Annotated in this window: 5 protein-coding genes; all 5 read left to right on the top strand. The window is 45.1% G+C overall.

Annotated elements, in window-relative coordinates; genetic code table 11:
* Positions 1–723 (top strand): hypothetical protein (locus tag KGY70_17295; GenBank protein MBS3776957.1); only part of this gene is annotated, 723 nt, incomplete at its 5' end.
* The gene (locus KGY70_17290) at positions 716–1,558 is read left to right on the top strand and encodes an ABC transporter ATP-binding protein (protein ID MBS3776956.1); all 843 of its coding nucleotides are present in this window, start codon (positions 716–718) and stop codon (positions 1,556–1,558) included. The genes KGY70_17295 and KGY70_17290, both read left to right, overlap by 8 nt.
* Positions 1,543–2,889, top strand: coding sequence for a cobyrinate a,c-diamide synthase (locus tag KGY70_17285; protein MBS3776955.1), 1,347 nt, complete (start codon positions 1,543–1,545; stop codon positions 2,887–2,889). The genes KGY70_17290 and KGY70_17285 overlap by 16 nt, the downstream gene beginning before the upstream one ends.
* A complete protein-coding gene (locus tag KGY70_17280; GenBank protein ID MBS3776954.1) occupies positions 2,868–3,509 on the top strand; it encodes a precorrin-8X methylmutase in 642 nt (213 codons plus the stop codon). Before KGY70_17285 ends, KGY70_17280 begins: the two co-directional genes overlap by 22 nt.
* Before the next feature lies 1 nt (position 3,510).
* Positions 3,511–4,620, top strand: a complete 1,110-nt coding sequence (gene cbiD, locus KGY70_17275; protein MBS3776953.1) for a cobalamin biosynthesis protein CbiD — start codon at positions 3,511–3,513, stop codon at positions 4,618–4,620.
* The last annotated feature ends 44 nt before the right edge of the window (positions 4,621–4,664 follow it).

The raw sequence follows: 4,664 nt of genomic DNA, 5'->3' as shown, positions 1-4,664 counted from the left end.
GTCTCCCATATTGTTTGGGCAGCCTATGTTGTGCCCGCGTTTGTTCTCGCCCTTTTGAGTCAATCCCTGATTTTCCATGGAATGTTAATCATTCTTTACACTCTGTTGATTATAAGACTTGCCCGCATTACAGTCCTCCAGCTTTTCCGCTTATACAAGATTCCGCTGTTGTTTATATTAATTGGCTGTTTAACCGTTGCCTTGTCCTTTCACAGTTCAGAACCAGTGCTTTCAGTGGAGGGATTATCTATAGGCTTTGGTAAAGAGCACCTTGTTGCCGCCCTGGAGATTTTGTTCAGAAGCCTGGCCGTTATCAGCATAGTTTATTTCGGCCTGCTTACCCGAACCATTTCAGAGATTGCGGAAATCATGCATGCATGTTACGTGCCGAAAATATTGATTGAACTTTTTGTGCTTACCTATAAGTTTATATTCAATCTTGTAGATACAATCACCCGTATGATTGTCGCTCAAAAATCGCGGCTGGCCTATACAGGATACCGACATGAGTTTCAGGCCCTCACCTGGCTTTTATCTGCAATGTTTCGAAGATCTGTGGAGAAGAGCATGCAGCTGGAGATGGTTACAAAAGCCCGGATGGGTTCAGGTGATTTTCATTTCGTGGGTCGCAGAAAATCATTTGAGAAAGGTCAGCTCGTTGCACCTCTGCTTTTGTCAACCGGTTTGTTGTGTGGATTTTTATTGCTCAATATATATGGCTAAAAGCATTATAGATTTACATACTGTTTGGCATTCATATCCTTTGGGCAATGTATCCCTTGAAGATGTGAACCTATCTTTGCCTGAGGGCAAAAGAATAGCCTTATTGGGCGGGAACGGTGCCGGCAAATCAACCTTAATGCTTCTGCTTAATGGAATTTTTAAGCCCACCCATGGATATCTGTATTTTAACGGCCAAAGATTCAGATATAATAAGCGTGCCCTAAGAGAATTGCGTTCCAGGGTGGGCTTTGTATTTCAGGAGCCCGATGATCAGTTGATTGCCCCAACGGTTTTTGAAGAAATTTCCTTCGGTTTGTATAACCTGAATCGTGATAAACAATGGGTGCGCGAAAGGACGGAAAAGGCGGTTGATGAGTTTTGTCTGCATCATTTGAGTGATAAACCTCCACATAACCTGAGCACTGGACAGAAAAAACGCATATGCCTGGCCTCTGTGCTGGCGATGGAACCAGAAGTGCTTGTTTGTGATGAACCCGCTTCAAGTCTCGATCCCTGGCATGCCAATCTTACTTTTAACTTGTTAAACCGCCTTCATCAACAAGGGAAAACAGTGCTTATTTCCACCCATGATGTGAACCGGGCTTATACCTGGGCTGATCATATTGTTCTCATGAAGGAAGGAAGAGTTATTATGACCGGAGCTCCGAAGGAAGTTTTCAGCAAGCAAGCAGCAATAGAGGAAGCTGGCCTTCATCTTCCTTTTATTGTAGAGACCTGCTATGCATTGATGCCGGATTTGGATTCCCAAAAATTGCCTTCAAACATGGAGGAATTTAAAAAATTTTTAAATGTATCGCTATGCATGGATTCTTGATTGCAGGTACCAACAGCGGTTGCGGTAAAACAACCGTTACCATAGGCTTGATGGATTTATTAAAATCCAGGGGCTGGAAGATCGCCCCTTTCAAAACAGGTCCCGATTATATAGATCCCCTGTTTCATAGCAAGGTACTGGAGGTGCCCTCCTATAACCTGGACGGTTTTATGTTGTCGCATCACGTAGTCAGGCATCTGTTTGATAAGCATACCCGGTCCAAAGATATGGCCATTGTTGAAGGGGTGATGGGTATGTATGACGGTAAAGGCCATCAGGCCAAGGGAAGCAGTTATGAATTGAGCACAATACTTGACATGCCGGTGATACTGGTTGTCAGTTGTAATAGTCTCTATCAGTCTGTAGCAGCAATTGTGAAGGGCTTTGCCAGCTTAAGGGAAGATGCCCGTATACAGGGTATCATATTGAATCATGTACCGGATGAAGCCTATTATCGTTTTCTGAAATCGGTTATAGAGCACGAAACCCGGATACCCTGTGTCGGATACGTTCCTAAAAATAAGGGCTTTTCATTGGAAAGCAGGCACCTGGGACTGGTACAGGCAGAGGAGGTACCGGAATTGTCAGCTAAAATTCAGAAACTCTCTGATACCCTCTCCCAAACCATAGATGTTGAGAAACTGCTTGAAGTAACCCAGATACCAAATCATTCCGGAGCTTCTCCTGCATTACCGGCATTGGATCTTTCAGACCTGCACATAGGCGTTGCCTATGATAAAGCCTTCCGGTTTTATTACAGGGATAACCTTGAATTGCTAGAAGAATTGGGTGCCAGCTTATACTACTTTAGTCCTATAGAAGATGGGCATCTTCCTGAACAATCCAACTGCCTTTATCTGGGAGGGGGATATCCAGAGGTTTTTGCCGGAGAGCTTTCGACCAACAAAAAACTGCTAAGGGAAATTAAATCCGCTGTTCTGGAAGGCATGCCAGTTTATGCCGAGTGCGGAGGATTGATGTATCTTTCGCAAAATATCATCGATATCGATGGTTTCAGTTATCCCATGGCCGGTGTATATAATGCCTCAATACAAATGACAAAGCGCCTGCAACGGTTTGGGTATGCTACGGTTCACTATAACGGTGCTCAGACAAAATGCCATGAGTTTCATCGATCTCAGATCACTTCTTCCGCTGAAAAGCCAAACTATACTCTCGAATATAAACTTGAAAAACCTGAAAAACAAAAGGAATGGCAATGCGGGCTGAAGCTTAACAATTGTCTGGCAGGCTATGCCCACGTACATTTTTATTCAAGCTTTCATTTTCTGGAACAAATTGTAAAACTATGGAAACAAGCGAATACATGAATATAGACCCGAGGGGGATTGAGGAGAAAAGCATGCAGATCATCAGCCGGGAATTGTCGCACCTTAAGATAACCGGGGAGCTGGAGCCTGTTATCAAAAGGATTGTCCATACCACGGCCGATTTCGAATATGCACATCTTGTGGAAGCCCATCCGGATGCTCTGACAAATGGGAACAAGGCTTTATTGAATTCCTGTAAGATTTATGCTGATACATCAATGATTATAGCCGGAACAAGCAAGCCTTCCCTGCATGAGCTGGGTTGTGAAATCCATTGCTATGTCCATGATGAAAATGTTATTCAAAAAGCCCGGGATCAAGGTAAAACGCGATCCATATGCAGTATTGATGAAGCTTCAGCAGACAGGGATTTTAAGGTATTTATCATCGGCAATGCCCCTACAGCTTTGAATCGTATTTGCGAATTGGTGGATGAAGGTCGTCTCAAACCTGATCTGGTGATTGGAGTGCCTGTTGGATTTGTTGGGGCTGCAGAGTCCAAAGAGCGGCTTAAGCAGACCGGCATACCCTACATCATCACCCGGGGCAGAAAAGGGGGTAGTACAGTTGGGGTTGCCATCATCAATGCCATGCTTTACAACCTGGTGAAAAATAAATAAGATGGACAGAAAGCAAAAACTTCATACCGATTTACGCTCGGGATATACTACCGGAACCTGCGCATGTGCCGTGGCCAAGGCATCTGCTTATATGTTGATGGAGCAAAGGCTGGTATCTCATGTCTCTGTTCAGTTACCCGGCGGTAGTGAAGTTGTGCTTGAGCTGGAAGACTCCAGGGTGAACCCTGATTCGGCTTCCTGTTCAACCATCAAGGATGCCGGCGATGATCCGGATATTACGGATGGGGTGAAAGTAATCGCCCAGGCTTCATTTGCAGAGGGTGATGAAATACAGATTAAAGCTGGTGAAGGCATTGGTGTGGTGACCAAACCCGGCTTGGAGGCAGAGGTGGGCAAACCTGCCATCAATCCTACCCCTTTGAAGATGATTCATGAATCGGTGCGCGAAGTCGTTGCTGCCGGGACGGGGATGGAAATAACCATCAGTATTCCGGAGGGGGTGGAACTGGCCCGTAAAACTTTTAATCCCCGCCTGGGTATTGAAGGAGGCATTTCAGTACTGGGCACCACGGGTCTTGTGAAACCCATGTCGGAGGATGCCCTGAAAGAGTCCCTGGTGATTAAACTGAAGCAACAAGCGGCCTGGGGCTGGAGAAAAACCATTCTTGCACCAGGTAACTATGGTAAGACCTTTTCGTCTGAAAAGCTGAAATACGACAAAGAGAGAATTGTGCTTACAAGCAATTACATAGGATACATGCTGGAACAAGCCGTTCTCTATGAGTTCACTGACCTGGTTTTGGTGGGTCATATCGGAAAACTGGTGAAACTGGCAGGTGGTGTGTTCCAAACCCACAGCAGAACAGCCGATGCCCGCAATGAAATTTTCGCAGCCCACTATTTTAAGCACTCTCGGGATCCGAATGGTTTTGAAGCAATCATGAACGCCAACACCACGGAAGAAGCTGTAAAATATGTGGAAGATAGAGATTTCTGGAGTTACCTGGTCAGGCTGATAAAATACCGGGCCGAACAACATGTTTATGATGAACTCCACATTGAAGTAGTATTGTTTTCTCATGAAGCCGGTTTACTGGCGGCAACAGAAAACGCCCTAAACTTATTTGAGGAGGTAATGAATGATCAATGACGAAACCCATATTTCTGTTTGCGGTATAGGACCAGGCAGTCCCG

Source organism: Bacteroidales bacterium, from assembly GCA_018334875.1.
Classification (GTDB): Bacteria; Bacteroidota; Bacteroidia; order Bacteroidales; family UBA12077; genus JAGXLC01.
The sequence above is the reverse complement of the archived record's forward strand: the minus strand, read 5'-3'. Positions and strand labels throughout refer to the sequence as shown.